Source organism: Serratia marcescens (assembly GCF_029846115.1).
Classification (GTDB): Bacteria; Pseudomonadota; Gammaproteobacteria; order Enterobacterales; family Enterobacteriaceae; genus Serratia; species Serratia marcescens_L.
On sequence record NZ_JARVZZ010000001.1, the window covers coordinates 2,205,475 to 2,230,471 of the forward strand.

General features: G+C 58.1%; 21 protein-coding genes, 6 tRNA genes and 5 other RNA genes. 27 read left to right on the top strand and 5 right to left on the bottom strand.

What is annotated here, in order from left to right:
• Window positions 1-18: 18 nt before the first annotated feature.
• Entirely contained in the window at window positions 19-1,917 is a 1,899-nt protein-coding gene (locus QDT79_RS10270; protein ID WP_197816981.1) for a bifunctional metallophosphatase/5'-nucleotidase, read from the bottom strand.
• A 683-nt stretch (window positions 1,918-2,600) separates the two neighbouring features.
• Here QDT79_RS10270 and cydA point away from each other — a divergent pair.
• From cydA to pnuC, 24 genes are all read left to right on the top strand, one after another.
• A complete protein-coding gene (cydA, locus tag QDT79_RS10275; RefSeq protein WP_019454034.1) occupies window positions 2,601-4,169 on the top strand; it encodes a cytochrome ubiquinol oxidase subunit I in 1,569 nt (522 codons plus the stop codon).
• 14 nt (window positions 4,170-4,183) lie between these two features.
• Window positions 4,184-5,323, top strand: a complete 1,140-nt coding sequence (gene cydB, locus QDT79_RS10280; RefSeq protein WP_063991116.1) for a cytochrome d ubiquinol oxidase subunit II — start codon at window positions 4,184-4,186, stop codon at window positions 5,321-5,323.
• A 17-nt stretch (window positions 5,324-5,340) separates the two neighbouring features.
• On the top strand, window positions 5,341-5,454 hold the full coding sequence (gene cydX / locus QDT79_RS10285) for a cytochrome bd-I oxidase subunit CydX (protein WP_004939868.1): 114 nt from the start codon (window positions 5,341-5,343) through the stop codon (window positions 5,452-5,454).
• The gene (gene ybgE / locus QDT79_RS10290; protein ID WP_019454032.1) at window positions 5,454-5,750 is read left to right on the top strand and encodes a cyd operon protein YbgE; all 297 of its coding nucleotides are present in this window, start codon (window positions 5,454-5,456) and stop codon (window positions 5,748-5,750) included. Before cydX ends, ybgE begins: the two co-directional genes overlap by 1 nt.
• Window positions 5,751-5,880: 130 nt before the next feature.
• A complete protein-coding gene (ybgC, locus tag QDT79_RS10295) occupies window positions 5,881-6,285 on the top strand; it encodes a tol-pal system-associated acyl-CoA thioesterase (RefSeq protein WP_025160034.1) in 405 nt (134 codons plus the stop codon).
• Window positions 6,282-6,965 (top strand): Tol-Pal system protein TolQ, encoded by a 684-nt coding sequence (tolQ, locus tag QDT79_RS10300; RefSeq protein ID WP_004939862.1) that lies wholly within the window; start codon window positions 6,282-6,284, stop codon window positions 6,963-6,965. The genes ybgC and tolQ overlap by 4 nt, the downstream gene beginning before the upstream one ends.
• 12 nt (window positions 6,966-6,977) lie before the next feature.
• The gene (gene tolR, locus QDT79_RS10305; protein WP_004939859.1) at window positions 6,978-7,406 is read left to right on the top strand and encodes a colicin uptake protein TolR; all 429 of its coding nucleotides are present in this window, start codon (window positions 6,978-6,980) and stop codon (window positions 7,404-7,406) included.
• Window positions 7,407-7,487: 81 nt separating this feature from the next.
• Window positions 7,488-8,717, top strand: a complete 1,230-nt coding sequence (gene tolA, locus QDT79_RS10310; RefSeq protein WP_107227293.1) for a cell envelope integrity protein TolA — start codon at window positions 7,488-7,490, stop codon at window positions 8,715-8,717.
• 132 nt (window positions 8,718-8,849) lie between these two features.
• Complete coding sequence (tolB, locus tag QDT79_RS10315) at window positions 8,850-10,142, top strand: Tol-Pal system beta propeller repeat protein TolB (RefSeq protein WP_033655159.1); 1,293 nt, start codon at window positions 8,850-8,852, stop codon at window positions 10,140-10,142.
• Window positions 10,143-10,186: 44 nt separating this feature from the next.
• The gene (gene pal, locus QDT79_RS10320) at window positions 10,187-10,696 is read left to right on the top strand and encodes a peptidoglycan-associated lipoprotein Pal (RefSeq protein WP_025160033.1); all 510 of its coding nucleotides are present in this window, start codon (window positions 10,187-10,189) and stop codon (window positions 10,694-10,696) included.
• Between the two features lie 9 nt (window positions 10,697-10,705).
• Window positions 10,706-11,500: a cell division protein CpoB gene (cpoB, locus tag QDT79_RS10325; RefSeq protein WP_033647153.1), complete on the top strand. Its 795-nt coding sequence runs from the start codon at window positions 10,706-10,708 to the stop codon at window positions 11,498-11,500.
• A gap of 178 nt (window positions 11,501-11,678) precedes the next feature.
• A tRNA-Lys gene (locus tag QDT79_RS10330) sits at window positions 11,679-11,754 on the top strand.
• A gap of 131 nt (window positions 11,755-11,885) precedes the next feature.
• Window positions 11,886-11,961, top strand: a tRNA-Val gene (locus QDT79_RS10335).
• Window positions 11,962-11,968: 7 nt separating this feature from the next.
• Window positions 11,969-12,044 (top strand) — tRNA-Lys (locus QDT79_RS10340).
• Window positions 12,045-12,059: 15 nt separating this feature from the next.
• A non-coding RNA gene (locus QDT79_RS10345) (RtT sRNA) lies at window positions 12,060-12,184 on the top strand.
• A 156-nt stretch (window positions 12,185-12,340) separates the two neighbouring features.
• A tRNA-Lys gene (locus QDT79_RS10350) sits at window positions 12,341-12,416 on the top strand.
• Window positions 12,417-12,429: 13 nt separating this feature from the next.
• Window positions 12,430-12,553: non-coding RNA, RtT sRNA (locus QDT79_RS10355), on the top strand.
• Between the two features lie 36 nt (window positions 12,554-12,589).
• Window positions 12,590-12,665: transfer RNA gene (locus tag QDT79_RS10360), tRNA-Val, on the top strand.
• 6 nt (window positions 12,666-12,671) lie between these two features.
• Window positions 12,672-12,747, top strand: a tRNA-Lys gene (locus QDT79_RS10365).
• A gap of 74 nt (window positions 12,748-12,821) precedes the next feature.
• A non-coding RNA gene (locus QDT79_RS10370) (RtT sRNA) lies at window positions 12,822-12,946 on the top strand.
• A gap of 74 nt (window positions 12,947-13,020) precedes the next feature.
• Window positions 13,021-13,145, top strand: a non-coding RNA gene (locus QDT79_RS10375) — RtT sRNA.
• Window positions 13,146-13,219: 74 nt separating this feature from the next.
• A non-coding RNA gene (locus QDT79_RS10380) (RtT sRNA) lies at window positions 13,220-13,344 on the top strand.
• Between the two features lie 324 nt (window positions 13,345-13,668).
• A complete protein-coding gene (gene nadA, locus QDT79_RS10385) occupies window positions 13,669-14,730 on the top strand; it encodes a quinolinate synthase NadA (protein ID WP_015376982.1) in 1,062 nt (353 codons plus the stop codon).
• 20 nt (window positions 14,731-14,750) lie between these two features.
• Complete coding sequence (gene pnuC / locus QDT79_RS10390; protein WP_048232945.1) at window positions 14,751-15,476, top strand: nicotinamide riboside transporter PnuC; 726 nt, start codon at window positions 14,751-14,753, stop codon at window positions 15,474-15,476.
• Window positions 15,477-15,511: 35 nt separating this feature from the next.
• Here the strand turns inward: pnuC and zitB are convergent, their stop codons facing one another.
• Genes zitB through QDT79_RS10405 form a run of 3 tightly spaced genes read right to left on the bottom strand, consistent with a single transcriptional unit; the run spans window position 15,512 to window position 20,276 of the window.
• Window positions 15,512-16,474 (bottom strand): CDF family zinc transporter ZitB, encoded by a 963-nt coding sequence (gene zitB, locus QDT79_RS10395; RefSeq protein ID WP_063991118.1) that lies wholly within the window; start codon window positions 16,472-16,474, stop codon window positions 15,512-15,514.
• Window positions 16,474-19,674 (bottom strand): ATP-binding protein, encoded by a 3,201-nt coding sequence (locus QDT79_RS10400; RefSeq protein ID WP_308316462.1) that lies wholly within the window; start codon window positions 19,672-19,674, stop codon window positions 16,474-16,476. Before QDT79_RS10400 ends, zitB begins: the two co-directional genes overlap by 1 nt.
• Window positions 19,671-20,276, bottom strand: coding sequence for a response regulator (locus tag QDT79_RS10405; protein WP_063991120.1), 606 nt, complete (start codon window positions 20,274-20,276; stop codon window positions 19,671-19,673). The genes QDT79_RS10400 and QDT79_RS10405 overlap by 4 nt, the downstream gene beginning before the upstream one ends.
• 212 nt (window positions 20,277-20,488) lie before the next feature.
• Here QDT79_RS10405 and aroG point away from each other — a divergent pair, with 212 nt between their 5' ends.
• The 3 genes from aroG to QDT79_RS10420 all read left to right on the top strand — a co-directional run bounded on the left by aroG (window position 20,489) and on the right by QDT79_RS10420 (window position 24,045).
• Window positions 20,489-21,541 (top strand): 3-deoxy-7-phosphoheptulonate synthase AroG, encoded by a 1,053-nt coding sequence (gene aroG, locus QDT79_RS10410; RefSeq protein ID WP_016928717.1) that lies wholly within the window; start codon window positions 20,489-20,491, stop codon window positions 21,539-21,541.
• Between the two features lie 271 nt (window positions 21,542-21,812).
• The gene (locus QDT79_RS10415; RefSeq protein ID WP_107227315.1) at window positions 21,813-23,003 is read left to right on the top strand and encodes a YjgN family protein; all 1,191 of its coding nucleotides are present in this window, start codon (window positions 21,813-21,815) and stop codon (window positions 23,001-23,003) included.
• 7 nt (window positions 23,004-23,010) lie between these two features.
• Window positions 23,011-24,045: a M48 family metallopeptidase gene (locus tag QDT79_RS10420; protein ID WP_107227295.1), complete on the top strand. Its 1,035-nt coding sequence runs from the start codon at window positions 23,011-23,013 to the stop codon at window positions 24,043-24,045.
• Window positions 24,046-24,094: 49 nt separating this feature from the next.
• Here the strand turns inward: QDT79_RS10420 and gpmA are convergent, their stop codons facing one another.
• Window positions 24,095-24,847 carry a 2,3-diphosphoglycerate-dependent phosphoglycerate mutase gene (gene gpmA / locus QDT79_RS10425; RefSeq protein ID WP_308316463.1) on the bottom strand — a complete coding sequence of 251 codons (753 nt, stop codon included), beginning with the start codon at window positions 24,845-24,847 and terminating at the stop codon, window positions 24,095-24,097.
• Window positions 24,848-24,997: the final 150 nt, after the last annotated feature.

Sequence of the window (24,997 nt, forward strand, 5' to 3'; positions counted from 1 at the left end):
CTTTTTTATGGGCGAAGATCAGAAGTCGTTGAGCGCCTTGATCAACGCGATCCGATCCTGCAGGCGACGCTGTTGCACCGGATCCGCGGCGGCTTGCCGCTGTTGATCCAGCGAGGTGAGGGCGGCGCGGTAATCGTCGGCGTTGCGGAACAGCGCGTCTTTGACGTTGATCGACGCGACGTTGGTGTAGCGGCCGTCGTCGGTGGTCGGCACCTGGATGACGCCCTCGTTGAGCAGCTGTTTGACGATCGCCCGCTGCGGTTCGTAATCCTCCATGCCGATCAGCTTCCAGCGCCGCGGCGGCACGCCCTGATAGTGGCCGTGTTTCACCTCCGTCAGGTAGCGCAGAGTCAGGTGGCGGATAGTACCTTCTTCTTCACCGTATTGCGCTTTGCTGTCGAACAGCACCGGGAAGGATTGCCCCTCCAGCGCGCCACCCTTTTGCGTCAGGTGGCCCATGCGGTAACTGTTCATGCCCAGGCGGATCGGCATATCGTCGGTGACCGGCGTGCCATCCGCCAGGCGCAGATCGACGATGCGTGAGCCGGCGGGTTGGCGCAAGTCGATGGTGTAAGTGACACCGTCGAAGAAATCGTTGGTGGAATATTTGGACGATCGCCGCGCCGGGTTAAAGCTGTAGGTGACGTCGCCCGGCTGCAGCTGATTGAAATAGTCGGCGGACCACTCCATGTAGCGTTTAAGCGCTTTGCCGTTGAGCTGATACACGGTGATCTCGCCGCCGGCGTATTGGTAGTTAAAGGCGATATCCTTGGCCTTGATGTCGCCGACGTCCAGTTTGGCGCGATCGTTGTCGATTTGCAGGGCGATCACCTGCGCCAGCGGCGCATAGTGGCGGGCGGCCTGCTGGAACAGCGCGCTGATACCGGTATCCTGCACGTGTACCTGAGGAATACCGCGGAATTCGTCGGCGGGCACCAGATCGCTGCCGCTCAGCTTCGCCACGACCCGGTTGGCGTTGGCGCGCAGAATGTCATGGTACGGCTGGTAGAGAGCCTGCAGGGCGCTGTCCGGCGTCATCCCCTTGATGGGGTAGGTGTAGCTGTTTTTGTCGATCAGCGTGAATTTGCCGTCGCGGCGTTCAAATTGCAGATCGATGCGCGACAGCGCGCGGCCGTATTTATCCGGCTCGGTGATGATGACGCCGTTAACCACCGCTTTGTCGATCTTCACATGCATATGACCGGCGACGATCGCCGCCAGCTCCGGGTTGGCGTTGGCGATGTCGGCTACGCCGGTGCCGGGGCGCTGGTTCTCGTTGTCGATGCCCATATGCGCCACCAGCACGATGGCGTCGACCTGGCCGTCGATTTGCCTGATGACCTGTTTCACCGCCTGCACCGGATCGGTGAAGTTCAGCCCTTTGATGCGATCGGTACCCTTGGCGAATTCGGCGGTCATCGGCGTGTCCATGCCGATAATGCCGATCTTCACGCCTTGGCGCTCGACGATGGTGTAGGCCGGCAGATAGGGCTTGCCGTTGTCCCAGACGATATTGCCCGCTAGCGCCGCGCCCTTGAACTGCTTAAGCGGCGTAGCCAGCACCGGCAGGCCGAAGTCGAACTCGTGGTTGCCCATCACCCAGACGTCATAATTGAGCGCGTTGAGGCCCAGCATCATCGGGCTGACGGCCTCATGCTTGAAGGTTTCGACGAAGTTGCCCTGAATGGTGTCGCCGGCGTCCACCAGGATCAGGTTTGGCTGCTCGGCCCGCACCTTTTTGACCTGGGTGGCTATCTGGCTCAGGCTGCCCGTCAGATTCTCCGTGTCGCTGGCGTAGTCCCAGGGCACGAAGGTGCCGTGCAGATCGGAGGTGCCCAGTAGGGTGATATTTACCGTTTCGGCGGCCATGGCGTTTCCCGAGAGTCCCAAGACAGAGGCAAAGATGATTTTTTTCATAAGTTATTGTCACTCAATGCAATTTTAACATAAGTGGTCATTCTGCTACAAAATCGCAACCTTTACGATCCCATCGCGAGAAATAGACTAATATTGGAGAGAGATTTGTTGTTTTGTGACTGCTATCACTGTCACGGCTTATTGGAAATAAAAGGTTAATTATGTCGCATAATAAGCGCGTAATAATACAATGGCGGCTCTTTTAAATTACATTTATTTAACACAAAAATATCATTAAAAAACAATTAAACCATTGCGCAACATGACCCTAAGAAAATTATGCGAAATGTGCTGATGAATATGGAAATAAGATGCGGATAGGCTTAAATTGTCTCAGATCAAATTAGCCCGAAGTACCTCTTTCGGCTAAGATTTGACCTGTAACCAAAAGTCTAACCCACGTCACGTAAAAACCTATTTATTGTGTGGGATTGGGCGAGTATCATCCATGTTGTGATTATGGATGGTTGATCTTGTTGCATTTGTTACCCGTTGTCGGTTTTCAGTGGCGCGCTTGTCGACGGCCCGAGAGGCTATTGGCCGAGTGTGCGGTTGAAAGCGGAGAAGCTGGATCAAATTTGTTGTGTTTTAGGGCATTCACTGCGGGGCGTTACTGGCGGCTTTGAAAGAGGCGTGCCGATAACCGCGTGTCGGAGTCTTCCTGCGAGGAGCAAGGAGTCAAGATGTTTGATATTGTCGAACTGTCGCGCTTACAGTTTGCTTTAACGGCGATGTACCATTTCTTATTTGTCCCATTAACGCTCGGTATGGCGTTCTTGCTGGCAATTATGGAAACGGTATATGTCCTGTCTGGCAAACAAATCTATAAAGACATGACCAAATTCTGGGGAAAGTTATTTGCGATTAACTTTGCTCTGGGTGTGGCCACCGGTTTGACCATGGAGTTCCAGTTCGGGACTAACTGGTCGTATTTCTCTCACTACGTCGGCGATATCTTCGGGGCCCCACTGGCTATCGAAGGTCTGATGGCGTTCTTCCTTGAATCGACGTTGGTCGGCCTGTTCTTCTTCGGCTGGGATCGTCTGAGCAAGGTGCAGCACATGGCGGTAACCTGGTTTGTGGCCCTCGGCTCCAACCTGTCAGCGCTGTGGATCCTGGTCGCCAACGGCTGGATGCAGAACCCGATCGCTTCGGATTTCAACTTCGAAACCATGCGCATGGAGATGGTCAGCTTCTCCGAACTGGTGCTTAACCCGGTTGCGCAGGTGAAATTCGTTCACACCGTGGCTTCCGGCTACACCTGTGGCGCGATGTTCGTTCTGGGCATCAGCTCCTACTACCTGCTGAAAGGCCGCGACATCGCCTTCGCCAAGCGCTCCTTCGCCATCGCTGCCAGCTTCGGTATGGCTGCCATTCTGTCCGTTATCGTTCTGGGTGATGAATCCGGCTACGAAATGGGCGACGTGCAGAAAACCAAACTGGCCGCTATCGAAGCAGAATGGGACACCCAGCCGGCGCCGGCCTCCTTCACCCTGTTCGGCATTCCCGATCAGGACAAGATGGAAAACTCCTTCTCTATTCAGATCCCGTATGCGCTTGGCCTGATCGCCACCCGCTCCACGGACACTCAGGTCACCGGCCTGAAAGATCTGATGGCTCAGCATGAAGTGCGTATCCGCAACGGGATGAAAGCCTACCAGCTGCTGGAAGAGCTGCGCGGCGGCAACACCGATCCTGCGGTGCGCGCCGAATTCAACAAAACCAAGCAAGACCTGGGCTACGGCATGCTGCTGAAGCGCTATACCCCGAACGTCACCGACGCGACGGAAGCGCAGATCCAGCTGGCGACCAAGGACTCCATTCCGCGCGTGGCGCCGCTGTACTTCGCCTTCCGCATCATGGTGGCCTGTGGCGTGATCATGCTGTTGATCATCGGCCTGTCGTTCTGGAACGTGATCCGCGGCCGCATTGGCCAGAAAAAATGGCTGCACCGCGCGGCGCTGTACGGTTTGCCGCTGCCTTGGATCGCGATCGAGTCCGGTTGGTTCGTGGCGGAATACGGCCGTCAACCGTGGGCGATTGGTGAGGTGCTGCCGACGGCGGTCGCCAACTCTTCGCTGACCGCGGGCGACATTCTGTTCTCGATGGGGCTGATCTGCGGCTTGTACACCCTGTTCCTGGTGGCTGAATTGTACCTGATGTTCAAGTTTGCGCGTCTGGGTCCAAGCAGCCTGAAAACCGGCCGCTATCACTTTGAACAACCGACTGCCGCCGTGCAGGAAGCGCGCTAAACAGGAGTCCACGTATGTTTGACTATGAAGTACTGCGATTTATTTGGTGGGTCCTGGTTGGCGTACTGCTGATCGGCTTCGCCGTCACCGACGGTTTCGACATGGGCGTCGGCATTCTGGTGCGCATCATCGGGAAAACCGATACCGAGCGCCGGGTGATGATCAACTCCATCGCCCCGCACTGGGACGGTAACCAGGTGTGGCTGATCACCGCCGGCGGTGCGCTGTTCGCCGCCTGGCCGATGGTCTACGCAGCGGCCTTCTCCGGCTTCTACGTCGCCATGATCCTGGTGCTGGCCGCCTTGTTCTTCCGCCCGGTCGGTTTCGACTACCGTTCCAAGCTGGAGAGCAGCCGCTGGCGCAACATGTGGGACTGGGGCATCTTCATCGGCTCCTTCGTGCCTGCCGTGGTATTCGGCGTGGCGTTCGGCAACCTGCTGCAGGGCGTGCCGTTCCACATGGACGAGTATATGCGCCTGTTCTACACCGGCAACTTCTTCCAACTGCTGAACCCGTTCGGTCTGTTGGCGGGCGTGGTCAGCCTGACCATGCTGGTCACCCAGGGTGCGACCTACCTGCAAATGCGCACCACCGGCGAGATCCACCTGCGTTCACGCGCTGCGGCACAGATCGCGACGCTGATCATGGCGGTGTGCTTCCTGCTGGCGGGCGTATGGCTGGTGAAAGGCATCGACGGCTTCGTCGTGACGTCGGCGCTGGACACCATGGCGGAATCCAACCCGATGCGTAAAGAAGTGGCGCATCAGGCCGGTGCCTGGCTGATCAACTTCAACAAGTATCCGCTGCTGTGGGCGCTGCCTGCGCTGGGCGTGGTGCTGCCGTTGTTCACCATCCTGTTCTCGCGTCTGGAGAAAGGCGCGCTGGCGTTCGTCACCTCGTCGCTGACCATCGCCTGCGTCATCCTCACCGCCGGGGTCACCATGTTCCCGTTCGTGATGCCGTCCAGCACCGTGCCTAACGTCAGCCTGACCATGTGGGACGCGACGTCGAGCCTGTTGACGCTGAAAGTGATGACCGTCGTGGCGGCGATCTTCGTGCCTATCGTTTTGGCGTACACCAGCTGGTCGTACTACAAAATGTTCGGTCGCCTCGACAAGAACTACATCGAAAACAACAAGCATTCGCTGTACTAAGGATAAGGAGCTAAACCATGTGGTATTTTGCCTGGATTCTCGGAACGCTTCTTGCCTGCGCCTTCGGCATCATCACGGCGCTGGCGCTTGAGCAGAGCGAAGCGACCAAAGCTCAGCAAGACGGTAAGTGATGAGCTCGTCCGTGATTGACAAGCTGTACGCTGTCACCGACAAGGGCCCGATCCGGGCCCTTTCCCTGGTGCTGGCGTTGATTTTGGCGGGATGCGTGTTCTGGGATCCGACGCGTTTCGCCGCCAAAACCAGCTCGCTGGAGATTTGGGAAGGGCTGTTGCTGATTTGGGCGGTGTGCGCCGGGGTGATCCACGGTTTCGGATTCCGCCCGCAGCGCAGCGTCTGGCGCGCCTTTTTCGCGCCGCTTCCCGCAATTGTGATCTTGTGCGCAGGATTACTTTACGTTTCTTTATAATCTCCCTGATGTCCCCATGTTATGGGCCCTCACGGCCCATAATTATTTTCATTCCCATCTTGTAACCCATTCCCAACCCGATCCGTCTTGCGTATAGTAGCAGCGTTAAATTGCATTGCTGGGAAGTAGAGTGAGTAATACGTTGTTTCGATGGCCGGTTCGCGTTTACTACGAGGATACCGATGCCAGTGGTGTGGTCTATCACGCCCGCTACGTCGCCTTTTTTGAAAGAGCGCGCACAGAGATGCTGCGTCAGCACAACTTTCATCAACAGCAGCTGCTCAGTGAACAAGTCGCTTTTGTCGTCCGGCGCATGACGGTGGATTATCTGGCTCCGGCTCGTCTCGACGAGCAACTGGAGGTCCAGAGCGAAATCACCTGTCTGCGCGGGGCTTCTCTCACGTTTGCTCAACGCATTGTCAATTCTGACGGGGCCCTACTGAGCCAGGCTGATGTCCTGATTGCCTGTATTGATCCACACCAAATGAAGCCAAGAGCGCTTCCTAAGTCTATTGTCGCGGAGTTTAAGCAGTGACTGACATGAACATCCTAGATTTATTCTTGAAGGCGAGCCTGCTGGTTAAGCTTATCATGTTGATTTTGATATGCTTCTCGGTAGCATCTTGGGCGATCATCATTCAGCGTACCCGCATCCTCAATGCGGCGACGCGTGACGCCGAAGCCTTTGAAGACAAATTCTGGTCCGGTATCGAGCTTTCCCGTCTGTACCAGGAAAGTCAGGCGCGTCGCGATAGCCTGACCGGTTCCGAGCAGATCTTCCATTCCGGATTCAAAGAGTTCGCCCGCCTGCACCGCGCCAACAACCATGCGCCGGAGTCGGTGATCGAAGGGGCGTCGCGTGCGATGCGCATTTCTATGAACCGCGAGCTGGAAACGCTGGAAACCCATATTCCGTTCCTCGGCACCGTCGGTTCGATCAGCCCGTACATCGGCCTGTTCGGCACCGTGTGGGGGATCATGCACGCCTTTATTGCGCTGGGCGCGGTGAAGCAAGCCACGCTGCAGATGGTGGCGCCGGGTATCGCCGAAGCACTGATCGCCACCGCGATCGGTCTGTTCGCCGCCATCCCGGCGGTAATGGCCTATAACCGTCTCAACCAGCGCGTCAACAAGCTTGAGCAGAATTACGACAACTTTATGGAAGAGTTCACCGCTATTCTGCATCGTCAGGCCTTCTCCAGCGACAGCAAATAAGTAGGAGGTAGCATGGCGAGAGTACGTGGACGTAGTCGGCGCGAGCTGAAGTCCGAAATTAACATCGTTCCGCTGCTCGACGTGTTGCTGGTGCTGCTGCTGATCTTTATGGCAACCGCGCCAATCATCACGCAGAGCGTGGAAGTTGACCTGCCGGACGCCACCGATTCCAAAACGGTGTCCAGCGATGACAATCCGCCGGTGATCCTCGAGGTTTCCGGCGTAGGTCAATACACCCTGGTGGTGGATCACAACCGTATGGAGCTGCTGCCGCCTGAGCAAGTCGCGGCCGAAGCCAAGTCGCGTTTGGCGGCTAACCCGAAAACGGTCTTTTTGATCGGCGGTGCGAAGGAAGTCCCTTACGATGAGATTATCAAGGCATTGAATATTCTCCATCAGGCGGGCGTGGCTTCCGTGGGGCTGATGACCCAGCCGATCTGACCGTAAGGCGAACGGCAACCCGGTTCCTGCGCTGCGGCCCAGGAACCCCGTATAAGCAACACCAGTTTTTGGGAATCTATTTTGGTAAAGGCAACTGAGCAAAACGATAAGCTGAACCGCGCCGTTATTGTTTCGGTCGTTCTGCACTTCATATTGATTGCCCTGCTGATTTGGGGATCGCTGCAGGAAAAGGTCGACATGGGCGCCGGCGGTGGCGGTGATGGCACCGTGGTGGGCGCAGTGATGGTCGATCCTGGCGCGGTGGTGGAGCAATACAACCGCCAGCAGCAGCAGAGCAACGATGCGCAGCGTGCCGAGAAGCAGCGCCAGAAAAAGGCGGAGCAACAGGCCGAAGAGCTTCAGCAGAAGCAGGCGGAGCAGCAACAGCGCCTGAAAGAGCTGGAGAAAGAGCGTTTGGCGGCGCAGGAGAAAGCTGCGCAGGACGCCAAAGCGCAGGCTGAGCAACAGCAGAAGGCAGCGGAGCAGCAGAAACAGGCCGCCGAGCAGCAAAAAGCGGCGGAAGCCGCCGCAGCCAAGGCCAAAGAGCAACAGAAGGTCGCCGAAGCCGCCGCCGCTAAGGCGAAGGCCGAAGCGGACAAGGTCGCCAAGGCGCAGGCGGACGCGCAGAAGAAAGCCGAAGCGGAAGCCAAGAAAGAAGCGGCCGCCGCTGCCGCCGCCAAGAAACAGGCGGAAGAGGCGAAGAAAGCTGCCGCCGCCGCCGCAGAGCAAAAAGCCGCAGAGGCTGCAGAGAAGAAAGCGGCCGCTGAAGCCGAGAAGAAAGCCGCAGCGGAAGCCGAGAAGAAGGCTGCCGCCGAGGCAGAGAAGAAAGCGGCCGCCGCTGAGAAAGCTGCGGCAGCCAAGAAAGCCGCTGCGGATGCCAAGAAGAAGGCCGCCGCTGAGGCTGCGAAACAATCGGATGAAGTTAGCGATCTGTTTGGCGGCCTGGCGGACGGCAAGAACGCGCCGAAAGGCGGCGGCGCCAAATCGAAGGGCGACGGTAAACCGACCGGGCAGGGCAATGCCAAAGCGGCTGGGGCCAGCGGGGCGGATATCAGCGGTTATATGGGGCAGATTCAAGGGGCGATTCAGAGCAAGTTCTATGACGCCAGTTCGTTCGCCGGCAAAACCTGCGATCTGCGTATCAAGCTGGCGCCGGACGGCCTGCTGATAAGCGTACAAGCGGCGGGGGGCGATCCTGCACTGTGCCAAGCAGCGGTGTCTGCCGCCAAGTTGGCGCATATACCGAAGCCGCCGAGCGATGCCGTTTATCAGCACTTTAAGAATTCTATCCTTGAATTCAAGCCGCAATAACGGTTGATTGAGTGAGTGATATCACAGGGATGTACTAAGGTAACCAACAGGGATTATGTAGTTTTACGTAAGTTGGTTTGTTAAAATTCTGCTAATTTATCGCAGGCATCCCGCCTGGATAAGGGAGATGAGATGAAGCAGGCATTTCGAGTAGCGCTAGGTTTTTTAATTCTGTGGGCGTCCGTGCTGCACGCGGAAGTTCGCATTGAAATCACCCAAGGGGTCGACTCCGCTCGTCCGATTGGCGTGGTGCCGTTTAAATGGGCGGGCCCAGGCACGCCGCCGGAGGATATCGGCAAGATTGTCGGCGCGGATCTGCGCAACAGCGGCAAATTCAACCCGATCGACGTGGCGCGCATGCCGCAGCAACCGACCTCCGCGTCTGAAGTGACGCCGGCGGCCTGGACTGCGCTGGGCATCGACGCCGTGGTTGTCGGCCAGGTTCAACCTGGCGCTGACGGCAGCTACCTGATCTCCTACCAGCTGGTGGATACCTCGGGTTCGCCGGGCACCGTTTTGGCGCAGAACCAGTATAAAGTGACCAAACAATGGTTGCGTTATTCTGCCCATACTGCCAGCGACGAAGTGTTCGAGAAGCTGACCGGCATCAAGGGCGCGTTCCGTACCCGTATCGCCTACGTCGTGCAGACCAACGGCGGGAAATTCCCGTATGAGCTGCGCGTAGCGGATTACGACGGTTATAACCAGTTCACGGTGCACCGTTCGCCTGAGCCGCTGATGTCACCGGCCTGGTCGCCGGACGGCAGCAAACTGGCTTACGTGACCTTCGAGAGCGGCCGTTCCGCGCTGGTGGTGCAGACCCTGGCTAACGGCGCTATCCGCCAGATCGCCTCGTTCCCGCGCCACAACGGTGCGCCAGCGTTCTCGCCGGACGGCAGCAAGCTGGCCTTCGCGCTGTCCAAGAGCGGCAGCCTGAACCTGTACGTGATGAACCTCGGCTCCGGCCAGATCACGCAACTGACCGATGGCCGCAACAACAACACCGAACCGACCTGGTTCCCGGATGGCCAGTCTCTGGCGTTTACCTCCGACCAGGGCGGGCGTCCGCAGATTTATAAAATCAGCGCCAGCGGCGGTGCCGCACAGCGTCTGACGTGGGAAGGCGCTCAGAATCAGGATTCTGAAGTCAGCTCCGACGGTAAATTCCTGGTGATGGTGAGCACCAACAGTGGTGCACAACACATCGCCAAACAAGATCTTGGATCGGGCGCCGTTCAGGTTTTGACCGGCACCTTCCTGGATGAAACGCCTAGTATTGCGCCAAACGGCACCATGGTGATCTATAGCTCCACGCAAGGTATGGGCTCCGTGCTGCAGTTGGTGTCAACTGATGGGCGTTTCAAAGCGCGTCTTCCGGCAACTGATGGACAGGTCAAATTCCCTGCCTGGTCGCCGTATCTGTGATGCATGTGTAAATATGTATGGCAAACTATAAAAGGATCAAAGAAATGCAACTGAACAAAGTGCTGAAAGGGCTTCTGCTGGCACTGCCAGTTCTGGCTGTAGCAGCTTGTAGTTCTAACAAAAGCGCGAACAACGACCAATCTGGTATGGGCGCTGGCACTGGTATGGAAAACGGCAGCAGCAACCTGTCTTCCGAAGAACAAGCTCGTCTGCAGATGCAAGAACTGCAGAAGAACAACATTGTTTACTTCGGCCTGGACAAGTATGACGTAAGCTCCGAATTCGCTCAGATGCTGGACGCGCACGCTGCATTCCTGCGTAACAACCCGTCTTACAAAGTGACCGTTGAAGGCCACGCTGACGAACGCGGCACGCCGGAATACAACATCGCTCTGGGTGAGCGCCGTGCTAACGCCGTTAAAATGTACCTGCAGGGTAAAGGCGTTTCCGCTGACCAGATCTCTATCGTTTCTTACGGTAAAGAAAAACCAGCAGTACTGGGCCACGACGAAGCGGCTTATGCTAAAAACCGTCGTGCCGTTCTGGTTTACTAAGAGAATCGCATGAACAGTAACTTCAGACGTCACCTGTTGAGTCTGTCGTTACTGGTTGGCGTAGCGGCCCCTTGGGCCGCTACTGCCCAAGCGCCAATCAGTAATGTCGGCTCCGGCTCGGTCGAAGACCGCGTCACCTCGCTTGAGCGCATCAGTAATGCTCAAGGCCAGCTTTTAAATCAACTCCAGCAACAACTCTCTGATAACCAACGCGACATTGATTCTCTCCGTGGGCAAATCCAGGAAAGCCAGTATCAGTTGAATCAGGTGGTTGAACGCCAGAAGCAAATCTATCAACAGATGGATAGCCTCAGCCAGGGCGGCGCTCAGAGCGCTTCTGCGGCCGCGGGCGCTGCCGGTGGGGCAGCCGCAGGCGCATCTTCCGATGCGGGCGGCAGCGCGCCTGCAGCCGCTTCTGCAACGCCGAGCGGCGGTGATGAGAACAGCGACTACAACGCCGCTGTTTCTCTGGCGCTGGAAAAAAAACAGTATGACCAGGCGATTTCCGCCTTTCAGTCCTTCGTAAAACAGTACCCGAAGTCTACCTACCAGCCTAACGCCAACTATTGGCTGGGCCAGTTGTTCTACAACAAGGGTAAAAAAGACGACGCGGCCTACTATTTTGCGGTGGTGGTGAAGAATTACGCTAAATCACCGAAGGCGCCGGACGCCATGTACAAGGTGGGTATCATCATGCAGGAGAAAGGGCAGGCCGATAAAGCCAAAGCCGTGTTCCAGCAGGTGATTAAACAATACCCAACCAGTGCGGCGGCCAAACAGGCGAAAAGTCGCGTAGGCGGTTAACAGTCAGAAAAATGAGCCCAGAAGTTAGTCGATTTGACCGATTTCTGGGCTCATTCGCGTGAAGAACAAGCAGTTGAACGCATCAGTCAAAAATTTAGGTTGCGCTGCCAAGATAAATTAGTAATATATGCCGCCGTTGCCAAGACATCTTGCAAGATGTTAAAGCGGCAGGGAAATTGGGTCGTTAGCTCAGTTGGTAGAGCAGTTGACTTTTAATCAATTGGTCGCAGGTTCGAATCCTGCACGACCCACCAATTTTGAAGCAAGAAATGAAGTGGAATCGGGAAGGATAACATCACGAAGTGATGGCCCGTCAGGGCGAGGCCAAAGGCCGAGTCATCCTGCACGACCCACCAATTTCTGAAGTAGCAGTAACCACAACAGTGGGTGATTAGCTCAGTTGGTAGAGCATCTCCTTTACACGGAGGGGGTCGGCGGTTCGAGCCCGTCATCACCCACCACTGTTATGGGTCGTTAGCTCAGTTGGTAGAGCAGTTGACTTTTAATCAATTGGTCGCAGGTTCGAATCCTGCACGACCCACCATTATTTAAGAATGGCTGCGATAGACAATCGTAAAGGATGAGAACCGTAAAGGTTCGAGTCTCGCGAAGCGAGACAACATCACTCCGGTGATGGCCCGCAAGGGCGAGGCCAAAGGCCGAGTTATCCTGCACGACCCACCATTCTTTAAGAAAGAATGGCAGCTTCAGAATCGGTTTGATGTGGCAAAGTAAAGGTCCGAGTCGAGTACCCGTCGAGTTGTCCTGAACATCCCCATCCTTGTTTTCCGCGAGTCGGTTCCAATAGCCTATTCGCCATCAGCAGTAAACCACATCAGTGGGTCGTTAGCTCAGTTGGTAGAGCAGTTGACTTTTAATCAATTGGTCGCAGGTTCGAATCCTGCACGACCCACCACGCTTTAATAGAGCAAGGTGTTAAATCGTCAGGATGAGAACCGTAAAGGTTCGAGTCTCGCAAAGCGAGACAACATCACTCCGGTGATGGCCCGCAAGGGCGAGGCCAAAGGCCGAGTTATCCTGCACGACCCACCACTCTTTGAGAGTGAAAAATAGCAGTACCACAGCAGTGGGTGATTAGCTCAGTTGGTAGAGCATCTCCTTTACACGGAGGGGGTCGGCGGTTCGAGCCCGTCATCACCCACCACACTGCGGGTCGTTAGCTCAGTTGGTAGAGCAGTTGACTTTTAATCAATTGGTCGCAGGTTCGAATCCTGCACGACCCACCAATTCAGAAAAAAGCGCCTTTTGGCGCTTTTTTCGCATCTGCGCCACCAGACTCTACTTTATCTTCTTGCTAACAGAGTTCACCGAGTCGTGCGGGTGAGATCCTGCGCTCAGGTTCGAGCATCGCGCAGCGATACGACAACGCGCAGCGTTGCCCGCAGGGTGAGGCCACAGGCCGAATCAATCCTGCACGACCCACCAATTCAGAAAAAAGCGCCTTTTGGCGCTTTTTTCGCATCTGCGCCACCAGACTCTACTTTACCCTCTTGCTAACAGAGTTCACCGAGTCGTGCGGGTGAGATCCTGCGCTCAGGTTCGAGCATCGCGCAGCGATACGACAACGCGCAGCGTTGCCCGCAGGGTGAGGCCACAGGCCGAATCAATCCTGCACGACCCACCAATTCAGAAAAAAGCGCCTTTTGGCGCTTTTTTCGCATCTGCGCCACCAGACTCTACTTTACCCTCTTGCTAACAGAGTTCACCGAGTCGTGCGGGTGAGATCCTGCGCTCAGGTTCGAGCATCGCGCAGCGATACGACAACGCGCAGCGTTGCCCGCAGGGTGAGGCCACAGGCCGAATCAATCCTGCACGACCCACCAATTCAGAAAAAAGCGCCTTTTGGCGCTTTTTTCGCATCTGCGTCATCGCAATCTGAATCCGCTGCTTTCTCGTTTCAACACCGCACCGATCATCCTCACGCTGTTCTCTGAACGGCTATACGGTCTCGTCAGGCCATTATCCGCTGTGAGCTGTGCAGCCACTGTCTGTATTTTTTAATTCATTAAACAATAGGTGCGCAAATATGAAAATATCAGCGGACTTTTCGCGCGGTTTTAGGTATTTTGTTTAGTATATAAAACGAAGGGCGTTGCGGCAGGCGATATTCACGCGGCAGGCGCCCAGCCTAGCATGAGATTGCAGCGATGAGTGAAATGTTTGATGTCAATGCGGCGGTGTACCCCTTCCCGCCTAAACCGGTTCCGCTGGACGTAGCCGAAAAAGCCTTTTATCGCGAGAAGATCAAAACCCTGCTCAAGCAGCGCAATGCGGTGATGGTCGCCCACTATTATACCGATCCGGAAATCCAGGCGCTGGCGGAAGAAACCGGCGGCTGCGTGGCGGATTCGCTGGAAATGGCGCGCTTCGGCAGCGCCCATCCGGCTTCCACGCTGTTGGTGGCCGGCGTGCGCTTCATGGGGGAAACCGCCAAGATCCTCAGCCCGGAAAAGCAGGTGCTGATGCCGACGCTGTTTGCCGAATGTTCGCTGGATCTGGGCTGCCCGGAAGAGGAGTTTCATGCGTTTTGCGACAGCCACCCCGATCGCACCGTGGTGGTCTATGCGAACACCTCGGCGGCGGTCAAAGCGCGCGCCGACTGGGTGGTCACTTCCAGCATCGCCGTTGAGCTGATCGAACACCTGGACAGCCTGGGCGAGAAGATCATTTGGGCGCCGGATCGCCATCTCGGCAGCTACGTGCAGAAGCAGACCGGCGCCGACGTGCTGTGCTGGCAAGGCGCCTGCATTGTCCATGACGAGTTCAAGACTCAGGCGCTGCGGCGCATGAAGGCGCTTTATCCGCAGGCGGCCATCCTGGTGCATCCCGAATCGCCACAGGCGGTGGTTGAGTTGGCGGATGCGGTGGGATCGACCAGCCAACTGATTCAGGCGGCGAAAACATTGCCGCATCAACAGCTGATCGTCGCCACCGATCGCGGTATCTTTTACAAGATGCAGCAGGCCTGCCCGGACAAGGAGCTGTTCGAAGCGCCAACCGCCGGAGAAGGGGCGACCTGTCGCAGCTGCGCGCATTGCCCGTGGATGGCGATGAATGGCCTGAAGGCGATTGCTGAAGGGCTGGAGCAGGGGGGCGCGCAGCATGAGATCCACGTGGACGCCGCGCTGCGTGAGAAGGCCCTGGTGCCGCTGAACCGCATGCTGGATTTCGCCGCTCAGCTTAAGATGCAGGTTAAAGGCAACGCTTAACCGTTTAAAAGGATGACCTCATGAGCTTCTTCAGTACCAGCAATATTCTGGTGCATATTCCGCTTGGCGCGGGCGGTTACGATCTGTCGTGGATCGAAGCCATCGGCACGCTGTTCGGGTTACTGTGCATCTGGTACGCCAGCAAGGAAAAAATCATCAACTACCTGTTCGGCCTGATCAACGTCACGCTGTTCGCGGTGATTTTCTTCCAGATCCAGCTGTACGCCAGCCTGCTGCTGCAGCTGTTCTTTTTCGGCGCCAACATTTACGGTTGGTATGCCTGGAGCCGCCAAACCCAGGATAATCAGGCTGAGCTGCAGATCCGCTGGCTGCCGTTACCGAAAGCGTTGGCCTGGGCGGCGGTTTGCGTCATCGGCATTGGCCTGATGACCTTTAACATCGACCGCGTGTTCGCCTGGCTGACGCAGATCGCGGTAGCGGTGATGCAAGGGCTGGGGCTGAACGTGCAGATGCCTGAGCTGCAGCCGGACGCGTTCCCATTCTGGGATTCGGCGATGATGGTGCTCTCCATCGTGGCGATGATCCTGATGACGCGCAAGTACGTGGAAAACTGGCTGCTGTGGGTGGTTATCGACGTCATCAGCGTGGCTATCTTCGCCTACCAGGGGGTGTACGCGATGGCGCTGGAATACGTCATTCTGACGCTGATCGCCCTGAACGGCTCCTGGCTGTGGATCAAGAGCGCCGGGCGCAACCGTTCCAACCCGCTCTCTTCCGCACCGTAACAACGCAGAGGGCGCCGTGGTGGCGCCCTCTTGGCTTAGTGACGATGTCCCAGATGGGAGTGCGCTTCGGCATGTGAGTGTTCACTCGGCTCCGGCGCCCGGTTGATACCGCAGTCCGGTGTCTCGCAGTGCCGGTACTCCATCTGAATGGTCACGTGGCCAATCTTGTAGTGTTCCAACAGATAACCCTGAATGCGTTGCAACAGCCCATCATGATCATGCGGCGGGATCACCTGCGCATGCAGCGTCATCAGCTTCTGTTCGCCGATCTGCCAGACGTGCACGTGATGGATGTTGCGCACCTCCGGGATATTCAGGCACAGGTCTTTTTGCAGCTTGGCGATATCGACCTCCTGCGGTGTGCCTTCCAACAGCTCGTGGAAACTCTCCTTCAGCAGCCGCCAGGCACTGCGCAGCACCAGACAGGAGACCAGCACCGACAGGATCGGGTCAATCGGCGTCCAGCCGGTGGCGAGAATGACGATGGCGGCGACGATGGCGCCCACCGAACCGAGCAGGTCGCCCAACACATGCAGCGCGGCGGCGCGCACGTTGATATTTTTCTCTTCACTGCCGCGATGCAGCAGCCAGAAGGCGAACAGGTTCGCCAGCAGCCCCGCTACGGCGATGATCAGCATTGGCGTACCCATCACCGGCTGCGGTTCGAAGAAACGCCGTATCGCCTCCCACAGGATGAATACCACGATCACCAGCAGCGCCGCGGCGTTGAGGAAGGCCGCCAGGGTGGTCAGGCGCAAATAGCCGAAGGTGTGGCGCGCGTTGGGTTTGCGCTGGGAGAAGTGCACCGCCATCAGCGCCACCAGCAGCGCGGCGGCATCGGTCAACATATGGCCGGCGTCGGCCAACAGCGCCAGCGAGCCGGACAACAGGCCACCGACCACCTCGGCCACCATAAAGACGGCGGTGACTAAAAAAGCGGTCAGTAGGCGTTTACTATTACTGTCTTTCGGCAGGTGTACGTGTGGAGTGTCCGACATTATTCATCCTTATGCATAGCGAAAGAGGGGGCGGCGGCGAGCAGGGCGTCCAGCTCCGGTTCTATCTGCGCCACTAACGCCTTTAATTTAGTATAAGCGGCGGCGGCAAGCTCGCCCCGACGTGCGGTATCCACCAGCTGCTGGCACAGCTGCGCGGCTTCCGGCAGCTGCAGCATCAGCAGGCTGCCCTTGATGCGGTGCGCCGCCTGCTCCAGGTGCGGCCAGTCGCTCGCGGCGACGGCGTCCGCGAGCCGCTGCCGGTCCTGGCGCAGCGTATCGCCGAGCGTCTGCGCCAGCCGCTGCAGCATGGCGCGATCGCCACCTGCCATTTCGGCCAGCGTTTGCCGCAGGTCAGTAAGGACTGACTTTTCTTCCTGGGCCTGCGACTGCTGGGCCAATACCTGGCCGATCGCCGCCAGTGAAATCGGTTTGGTCAGGAAGTGGTCGATCGCCACCAGCCCCGGAGGAATGCGGGTAAACTCCTGCACGTCTGCCGAGCAGAGCACTATGCGGCAAGGCGGGCGTTGCAGCCGCTGTTCGTCGCGGCGGATCAGCCTGGCCAGCGTCAGGCCGTCCGGGCGCGGCATGTTATAGTCGATAAACAGCAGATCGAACGGTTGACGGCGCTGGGCTTTCAACAGCGCATAGCCTTGTTCGAAGCGGGCGGGTTGCAGCCCGAAGTGGCGCAACTGGCGTTCCATAAGCAACAGATTGGTGGGGTGATCGTCAATCAGCGCGGTACGCAAGGCGGGAGACGGCAGAGCAAAGGGGCTTTCCTCCGGGGCGGTAACCGGGGCCGCGCCGCTCAGCTCGACCGGTATCGCGACCTCGACGCGGGTGCCGACTCCTGGCTGCGAGTGCAGCTCGATGCGGCCGCCCATCTGTTCGACGATCTCTTTACAGATAGACAGTCCCAAACCGGTGCCCTGCACCGAGATGCGTTGTGCGCCGCGCGCGCGGTAAAACGGTTGGAACAGCTTGCCTATTTCATCGGCGGCGATACCGCAGCCGCTGTCGTTCACCGCTAATCGCAATTCCCCCTGCCGCTCATCCTGCGCGCGCCAGCCGATCTCGACCTGAATGGTGCCGCGCGGCGTGAACTTTATCGCGTTGTTTATCAGGTTGTTAGCCACCTGAAGTAAACGCTCACCATCAATAATCACCGCCTCCGGCAGCGCCGGATCCGCCACCACGCTCAGCGTCAACGGCCGTTCACCGATCAGCGGTCGGTAGAGGGCGTCGATGCGCGCGACCCAGGGGCGTAGCGCCACCGGTTTTGGCGCCAGCGTCAGCGAACCGGTTTCCAGCCGAGCGTGATCCTGCAGGTCATTGAGCAGGTTGAGCAGCGAAGAGGCCGAACTGTATATCACCGGCAGGCCTTCCGGCGCGGGTTGGCGTTTGAGCTCCAGCTCCAGCAGGCCGAGGATGGCGTGCATCGGCGTGCGCAGCTCGTGGCTGACGGTGGCGAGGAATTTGCTCTTCATGCGATTTTCCGCTTCGGCGCGGCGGCGCGCGTGCTCGAGCTCTTCGCGTTCGCGTTTTTCACGGCGCTGCAGCATGAAACGGCGCAGCGTCAGCGCCAGCAGCAGCACGGTGGCGGCGGCCAGCAGCGCCAGCAGCCAGGTGGTCTGCGGTGGCATGCGGTTGTCGTTCACCGCGTCGATCAGGTTGCTGCGATCGACGATCCACTCGTCGCGCAGCGATTGCAGGGTGTCCGCCGGGATCTGCATCAGGTTCTTATCGAGGATCGCCAGGAGCAGCGGCTGATCGCGGCGCACGCCGAAGGCCACCGGATAGGGGATGTTGTTGGCGGCGAAGGCCAGCTTGATGGCGCCGGAATAGCGCGACAGCGCCAAAAAGTTGGCGGAGATGACGTTATCCACCAGCGCATCCAACTGGCCGTTGGCCAGCGCGTCGTACATCGACTTGCTGTCGGCGAAGCTGACGGTCTGCTCCTGCTCCGGCACCAGCCCCTGCGCCAAATCGCCCTGCAGCACGCCGATGCGCTGGCCGGCCAAATCGCTCCAGGTGGAAATGCCGTTAGCATGCTGGCCGACGTAAACGCCCCACAGTGAACGGTGGATCGGCATGCTGGCGCCGTAGCGCGCCTTGACGCCGCGCGCCAGCGGCAGGGCGGCGCGGAAGCTGGCCTGGCCGGACTGCACCAGCTGATCGGCCTGCTCGGCGTTGCGTGCCCACAGCGGCGCGAAACGCAGCCCGGTGTTTTGCGCGATGATGTTGAGAATGTCGATGGCGTAGCCGCGCGGCTGGCCGTCGGAGCCGCGGTAGGCGAACGGGAAGTTGTTCTCGATGGCGGCGTAGTAAACCACGCGGTGGCTCGCCACCCAATTCTTCTCCATCGTCGTCAGATCGGCATTGCCGGTGTCGAGGTAGCTGGGGATCTTTTTGCTCCAGCGGCTCTGCAGGGCGTTCATCAGCTCCATCGGCGCGTCGGCGATGGCGGTGTCCAGCGTGTCTATCAGCCGCGAGTCGGCGGCGGCGAACACGAAGGACAGGTTGCCCAGATTCTCGTTGCTTTCAATCTGATAGAGCTGGCCGAGCTGCAGTTGGTCGATGATAAAGCTGGCGCTGGCCTCGTCGGCGATAAAGTAGTCGCTGCTGCCGTTGAGCAGCGAGTAGACCGCCTGCAGATTGTTGTCGTAGCGCTGGATCTGCGATGCCACCGCCTGCAGAGCGCCGCCGGACTGCATGTCGGTCAGCGCGCCGATCGCGACGCGGGCGTTGGCGGAGTTGAGCATCACCGGCCGATCGTTGCTGCGATCGCGCAATACGCGCAGGTTGCTGACGTAATAGGGCTGAGAGATCGCCAATCCGTGCAGCGCCTCACTCTGCGGGATGCCGTACAGCAGATCGATCTTGCCGTCGTGCAGCGCCTGCTCCAGCTGCGTCAGATCGGCAAAGCCGTAAATGGCGAAGCGAATGCCGGTCACCTGCTGGATATAGCCGAGGTAGTCGGCGTTCAGCCCGTACAGATCGTCGTCCACGATGATGTTGTACGGGCTGGTGTTCTCACTGATGATGCCGATGCGCAGCGTTCGGTCGCGCCAGGGATTTTTCTCGCCGACGATCAGCATGTTCTCGGGGGTATTCAGATTGCTGACCAGCTGATAGCGCACCGGCTCCGCCGCCTGCGCCAGACCGCACCACAGGATCAGCAGCAGCAGAGCGCGGCGCATCATGGCGCCAGCTCTTTAAACACCGCCACCAGCTCCAGCAGGTTGCCGGCGCCGGTTTTGCGCTGGATGTTCTTTTTGTGCGTGCTGACGGTCTTGTTGCTGATGTGCAGCCGATCGGCGATCTGCAGGTTGGACAGCCCCTGGCTCAGCAAGCCCAGCACTTCGAGCTCTTTGGGAGTGAGCAGCCCACCGTCCGCCGTCGGCGCTTCTTCGGCCAGCGCGGCGGCGGGGAAGTGGGTTTCACCGTCCAGCACCTGCTCGATCGCCTGTACCAGCTCTGCCAACGAGCTGCCTTTATTGACGAAACCGTTGGCGCCGGCGGCATGGGCCATGCGCGCATAGACCTCGGCTTCCTGCGCGGTATAGATCAGGATCGGCTGCTGCGGATAGCGGCGGCGAATTTTTTTCAACAGCTGCAGCCCGTCGACCTGCGGCAGGCCGATATCCAGGATCACCAGGCCGAAAGCGGCCTCGGCCAGCAGGGCCTGCGCCTGGACGTCGTCCTGCGCCGCCTGCAGACGGTAGGGGCGGGATGATTTCATTAGCGCCGCTTCCAGTGCGACATGAACCACCGGGTGGTCATCAACTAATAACAGAGAGGGCATGTTCAACTCGGGTCGTTTTATATTCCGATCGCTAGCATAGCGAAAAAGGAGGCTCTGCGCTCCCCTGATGAAACAGCACAATCTGCTGTTAATTTGGCGGTTCCAGCGGAGGGGGGCAAAGGTGATTTACAGCGCCATTCCCACAGGCTAGATTGTTGGGATCTACACCGTTACGCACTGCGAAATACCCCTCGATACCGAATGGAAAAGCTATGAATTACCAAAACGACGATTTACGCATTAATGATATTAAGGAACTCCTGCCGCCGGTGGCTTTGCTGGAGAAATTCCCGGCCACTGAACGCGCAGCAAAGACGGTGTCCCAGGCCCGCAGCGCAATTCACAATATCCTCCGCGGCAGCGACGATCGCCTGCTGGTGGTGATTGGCCCTTGCTCTATTCACGATACCCAAGCCGCCAAAGAGTACGCGGGGCGCCTGCTGGCGCTGCGTGAAGAACTGAGCGGCGAGCTGGAAGTGGTCATGCGCGTATACTTCGAAAAACCGCGCACCACCGTGGGCTGGAAAGGCCTGATCAACGATCCGCAGATGGACAACAGCTTCAACATCAACGACGGTCTGCGCCTGGCGCGCAAGCTGCTGGTAGAGATCAACGACAGCGGCCTGCCGGCCGCCGGCGAATTCCTCGACATGATCACGCCGCAGTACCTGGCGGATCTGATGAGCTGGGGCGCCATCGGCGCGCGCACCACGGAATCGCAGGTGCACCGCGAGCTGGCCTCCGGCCTCTCATGCCCGGTGGGCTTCAAGAACGGCACCGACGGCACCATCAAGGTGGCGATCGACGCCATCAACGCCGCCGGTGCGCCGCACTGCTTCCTGTCGGTGACCAAGTGGGGCCACTCGGCTATCGTTAACACCAGCGGCAACGGCGACTGCCACATTATCCTGCGCGGCGGTAAAGAGCCTAACTACAGCGCGGCGCACGTGAAAGACGTCAAAGCCGGCCTGAGCAAAGCCGGGCTGCCGGCGCAGGTGATGATCGACTTCAGCCATGCCAACAGCAGCAAACAGTTCAAAAAGCAGATGGACGTGAGCGCTGACGTTTGCGGGCAGATCAGCGGCGGTGAAAAAGCGATCATCGGCGTGATGATTGAGAGCCACCTGGTGGAAGGTAACCAGAACCTCGAAAGCGGCGAACCGCTGGTTTACGGCAAGAGCGTGACCGACGGCTGCATCGGCTGGCAGGACACCGAAACCGTGCTGCGCGATCTGGCGGCGGCGGTGAAAGCGCGCCGCGGCTAATCGCGAAAATGACAAGGGCCCGGCAGCGGGCCCTTGTTTTAATTTTCATCATTGCACTTCTCTACCTCCCCCTTCCGATAATTTAAGGCTTACAATTAATAGGCCAATGAAATCATTAAGCGGCCACCTTCGCATTATTCCTATTTAATAAAAGAATAATTGTCACTGCTCGCGGCATTGTGCTTATATAAGACGCTTTTTTATTCCGCAAACCCCGCATGACGAATAAGCGGGGAGTGGTATGACCTATTACTTTCAGGACGAAAGAATTATGACAAGCAATACCTCGCAGCCGCTGGGGCTGCACCGGATTAAATTCCATGGGAAAGGTGGCGAGTACTTCGCGATTTGGTTGGTCAACGCATTATTGACCATCGTGACCCTGGGCATCTATTCCGCTTGGGCGACGGTACGCCGCCGCCGCTATTTTTACGGCAACACGGAATTGGACGGCGATCGTTTCGACTACCATGCGCAACCACTGCAAATTCTGAAAGGGCGGCTGTTGGTGATCGGCGGCCTCATCGTATTTTATATCCTGTTGGCGGTAACGCCACTGCTGGGGCTGCTGGCTTTGCTGGTGTTGCTTGCCCTGCTGCCGTGGATCGTTATCCGCAGCTGGCGCTACAATGCGATTATGTCGAGCTATCGCGGCGTGCGTTTTAATTATGTTTGCCGCACCGGGCGCGCTTATTGGGCGTTACTGTTCTGCCCGCTATTACTGATTATCGGGCTTTATGTCGCCTTAATCATTTTGCTCAGCATTGGCAGCGGTTTTGACAGCATCAACGCCATCGGTCTGATGCTGGTGTTGACGCTGCTGTTGGCCGTGCCGGCATTCGCCGCCGTCAACGGTATTATTAGCGCGCTGCAGCACGATCTGTACGTTAATAATCTGTTCTTCGGCCGAACGCCGTTTATTGCCGAGCTGAAAAAGTCGGCCTTTATCAAATTTGCCTTGATCGGCCTGCTCATTTTCCTGCCGTTTATGTTGGCTGCGCTGGTATGTATGGGGTCGTTCATACTGTCCCTGTACCAAATGGTATTGATGGGCATGCTGACGGATGAAACCGCCGATTTGCTGGTGTTGGAAAATATTGGCAGCCTGCTGCTGATGATGGTGGTGCTGCTGATTGGCGCCTTGATCGCCAGCAGCTATCAGGTCGTCGCCCAACGCAACTATCTGTTTAACCAGGCGACGCTGAACGGCAACGTAAAATTGCGCTCTTCCATGCAAACGCTGCCGTATATGGGGCTGTTGATCACCAATACCCTGATCACCCTGTTCTCGCTCGGTTTCGCCGTGCCGGTGGCGGAAGTGCGCCACGCCCGTTATCTGGCGGAGTGCACGGCGGTCGAAGGCGATCTGGCGTTGCTGGACATCGCGGCGCATCAGGAAACCGCCAACAGCGCGGTGGCCGAAGAAGCGGTGCAGGCGCTGGATCTGGGCGGCAGTTTCTGAGGCGCCGATGATCCTCGAGGGCGCCTATCAGTTGCCGGGGCGGGCCGCACGTGAGGCGGCTCGCCTGTTGGTTAACGAAAGCGGCGAGGGCGTGACGCTGCAGCGGCAGGATGAGCAACGTTACATCCCCTTGGCGGACATCACTGTCTCTGCGGCGCTGGGCAATATCCCGCTGACGCTGACCTTCAAGGACGGCGCGCGCTTTGTGCCGGACGACGACGCGGCCTTTCGCCGCTGGTTCTATCAGCGCCGTTCGCCGGGTTGGGTGCACCGCCTGGAGCGCCATAAACGCGGCGTCGCCCTGGCGCTGTTGGTGACGCTGCTGGCCGCCGTGGCCTACGTTAACGTCGTGCTGCCGTGGGCGAGCAACGAAATCGCCATGCGCATCCCCACTTCGGTGGAACAGACGCTGGGTGAACACACGCAGACGTTTTTGAGCCAGAGCGGTTTTGAACCCTCCGCATTGCCGGCCGAGCGGCAGCAGGCGTTGCAGCAGCTGTTCCGGCAGGTGATGCCGGCCGAGATGCGCCTGGAGCGTACGCCGCTGTCGTTGAAGCTGATGGCGGTGCCCGGTGCGCCGAACGCCTTTATGTTGCCGGACGGCACGCTGGTGCTCAGCGATAGTCTGGTCGCCCTGTCGAAAAACGACGATGGGCTGGCGGCGGTGATGTTGCATGAGATGGGGCATCACGCTCATCGTCACCCGATGCGCATGTTGGTGCGTTCGTCACTGGTGGCGTTGACGCTGATGTGGATGACCGGTGACGTCAGCGGCATCGGCGACACGCTGCTGCAGTCTGCGTCCTTCGTGAATGAGATGCAGTTTTCACGCGGGATGGAGCGCGAGGCGGATGCGTTCGCGATAGCGGAAATGCAGCGCCAGGGGCGTTCGCTGGCGCAAATGGCGGCTATCTACCGCGCGTTGGCGCAGGCGCCTGAACGCGAGACGGCTGACGGCTGGGTGCTGCCGGCCTGGCTCAGCACCCATCCGGCGATGCAGGAACGGCTGGATGCGGTGAACGAGGCGATGGCGCAGCAGTAATAAAAAAGCCCCCGGTTTTCACCGGGGGCTTTTTCGTTAACGGGCGAAATTACTTCGCTTTACCCTGGTTTGCCACGGCGGCCGCTTTTGCAGCGATCTCGTCGGCGTTACCCAGGTAGTAACGTTTGATTGGCTTGAAGTTCTCGTCGAATTCATACACCAACGGCACGCCGGTTGGGATGTTCAGCTCGAGGATTTCGTCTTCGCTCAGGTTATCCAGGTATTTCACCAGCGCGCGCAGCGAGTTGCCGTGCGCTGCAACGATCACGCGCTCGCCGCTCTTGATGCGTAGCAGGATCTCTTCGTCCCAGTAAGGGATAACGCGATCGATGGTCAGCGCCAGGCTTTCGGTCAGCGGCAGCTCTTGCTCGGTCAGCGAGGCGTAGCGTGGATCGTGGCCAGGGTAACGTTCGTCTTCTTTGGTCAGCTCAGGTGGGGTCACCGCGAAGCCGCGACGCCATTGTTTCACCTGCTCGTCGCCGTATTTTTCGGCGGTTTCCGCTTTGTTCAGACCCTGCAGTGCGCCGTAGTGACGTTCGTTCAGCTTCCAGGATTTTTCGGTCGGCAACCAGGCCTGATCCAGCTCGTCGAGGATGTTCCACAGGGTGTGGATCGCGCGCTTCAGTACGGAGGTGTAAGCGAAGTCGAAAGTGAAACCTTCCTCTTTCAACAGCTTGCCTGCTGCTTTCGCTTCGGTGCGGCCCTTGTCGGACAGATCAACATCATACCAACCGGTGAAGCGGTTTTCTTGGTTCCACTGGCTTTCGCCGTGACGCACCAGAACCAGCTTAGTTACAGCCATAGCTTAACTCCTTAATAATCTGACATTTCAATGATAACGAAAATCATTATATTGCCGCGGGCCGGGGCTCGGCAATCGATAGTGTCTAACCATAGCCAATTTCTTGCCGCAAAGTAAGGGCTGGCGAAAGGAAAAAGCTGAATCGTTCAG

Excerpts from the sequence above, each read along its gene's own strand:
- QDT79_RS10270 (WP_197816981.1), bottom strand. The coding sequence starts at position 1,917 with ATGAAAAAAATCATCTTTGCCTCTGTCTTGGGACTCTCGGGAAACGCC.
- cydA (WP_019454034.1), top strand. The coding sequence starts at position 2,601 with ATGTTTGATATTGTCGAACTGTCGCGCTTACAGTTTGCTTTAACGGCG.
- cydB (WP_063991116.1), top strand. The coding sequence starts at position 4,184 with ATGTTTGACTATGAAGTACTGCGATTTATTTGGTGGGTCCTGGTTGGC.
- cydX (WP_004939868.1), top strand. The coding sequence starts at position 5,341 with ATGTGGTATTTTGCCTGGATTCTCGGAACGCTTCTTGCCTGCGCCTTC.
- ybgE (WP_019454032.1), top strand. The coding sequence starts at position 5,454 with ATGAGCTCGTCCGTGATTGACAAGCTGTACGCTGTCACCGACAAGGGC.
- tolR (WP_004939859.1), top strand. The coding sequence starts at position 6,978 with ATGGCGAGAGTACGTGGACGTAGTCGGCGCGAGCTGAAGTCCGAAATT.
- tolB (WP_033655159.1), top strand. The coding sequence starts at position 8,850 with ATGAAGCAGGCATTTCGAGTAGCGCTAGGTTTTTTAATTCTGTGGGCG.
- pal (WP_025160033.1), top strand. The coding sequence starts at position 10,187 with ATGCAACTGAACAAAGTGCTGAAAGGGCTTCTGCTGGCACTGCCAGTT.
- cpoB (WP_033647153.1), top strand. The coding sequence starts at position 10,706 with ATGAACAGTAACTTCAGACGTCACCTGTTGAGTCTGTCGTTACTGGTT.
- nadA (WP_015376982.1), top strand. The coding sequence starts at position 13,669 with ATGAGTGAAATGTTTGATGTCAATGCGGCGGTGTACCCCTTCCCGCCT.
- pnuC (WP_048232945.1), top strand. The coding sequence starts at position 14,751 with ATGAGCTTCTTCAGTACCAGCAATATTCTGGTGCATATTCCGCTTGGC.
- zitB (WP_063991118.1), bottom strand. The coding sequence starts at position 16,474 with ATGTCGGACACTCCACACGTACACCTGCCGAAAGACAGTAATAGTAAA.
- QDT79_RS10400 (WP_308316462.1), bottom strand. The coding sequence starts at position 19,674 with ATGATGCGCCGCGCTCTGCTGCTGCTGATCCTGTGGTGCGGTCTGGCG.
- QDT79_RS10405 (WP_063991120.1), bottom strand. The coding sequence starts at position 20,276 with ATGCCCTCTCTGTTATTAGTTGATGACCACCCGGTGGTTCATGTCGCA.
- aroG (WP_016928717.1), top strand. The coding sequence starts at position 20,489 with ATGAATTACCAAAACGACGATTTACGCATTAATGATATTAAGGAACTC.
- QDT79_RS10415 (WP_107227315.1), top strand. The coding sequence starts at position 21,813 with ATGACAAGCAATACCTCGCAGCCGCTGGGGCTGCACCGGATTAAATTC.
- QDT79_RS10420 (WP_107227295.1), top strand. The coding sequence starts at position 23,011 with ATGATCCTCGAGGGCGCCTATCAGTTGCCGGGGCGGGCCGCACGTGAG.
- gpmA (WP_308316463.1), bottom strand. The coding sequence starts at position 24,847 with ATGGCTGTAACTAAGCTGGTTCTGGTGCGTCACGGCGAAAGCCAGTGG.